Source organism: Paenibacillus luteus (assembly GCF_006542765.1).
GTDB lineage: Bacteria > Bacillota > Bacilli > Paenibacillales > Paenibacillaceae > Pristimantibacillus > Pristimantibacillus luteus.
In genome coordinates this window covers 1-739 of sequence record NZ_SKCD01000085.1, presented here as the reverse complement: position 1 = coordinate 739, position 739 = coordinate 1, and the positions used below count along the sequence as shown (strand labels likewise).

General features: G+C 43.3%; 2 protein-coding genes. Both read left to right on the top strand.

All coding sequences use genetic code 11. The annotated features are described in order from the left end of the window. Positions 1-339: Mu transposase domain-containing protein (locus E0496_RS36320; protein ID WP_421924801.1), on the top strand; the 339-nt coding region annotated here is incomplete at its 5' end. Continuing rightward, on the top strand, positions 336-739 hold a 404-nt coding region (locus E0496_RS33425; protein WP_161601664.1), incomplete at its 3' end, for an ATP-binding protein. The genes E0496_RS36320 and E0496_RS33425, both read left to right, overlap by 4 nt.

Genomic DNA, 739 nt, shown 5'->3' with positions numbered 1-739 from the left:
TCCTTACACCCGTTACCAGCGGAGCGTGTAAGAAGTTCCTATCGCATACATCATAAGCTTGTTAAGATCAATGCGTCGAACATGATCTCCTACCAATCCAGGCAATACTCAGTACCAGCTGGGTATCAAGGAAAAACGGTAGGCCTACAAGTCTATGACAATCATCTGTATGCGTATTATAACACGAAACTTCTCGTACGACATCCCATTGGTAACGCCGTGTTAAATTACACAGAGGAGCATTACAGGGAAAGTTTAAGCTTGTCTATGCCACGTTATCCCGATATTAATGACTTAGCTAAGAAGAATCTACGCACGATTGGGGGTGCATACGAATGAGTGTAACCTCCTACCAGCAAGCTGTTCGAAACCTAGAGTACCTGGGCCTCAAACAGATGGTGAGCCATTTGAATGAAGTGGTCGACTTCAGCATCCATAACAAGCTTTCGTTCATGGACACGTTTGTAAAGCTCACTAACTATGAGATTGATGTGCGTGAGCATAATATGATTCATGCCATGGTGAAGGTTGGAGCCTTTCCCCATCAAAAAGAGCTTGCAGACTTTGCGTTCAGCTTTCAACCTTCAGTTAATCGTGAGCAAATGTTAGACTTTGCTAGCTTACGCTTCATAGAGGGCAATGAAAATATTGTATTCTTAGGCCCAAGTGGTGTAGGAAAAACACATTTAGCTACGTCGATAGGAATCGCTGCAGCAAAGAAAAGAACAAGCACGTACTT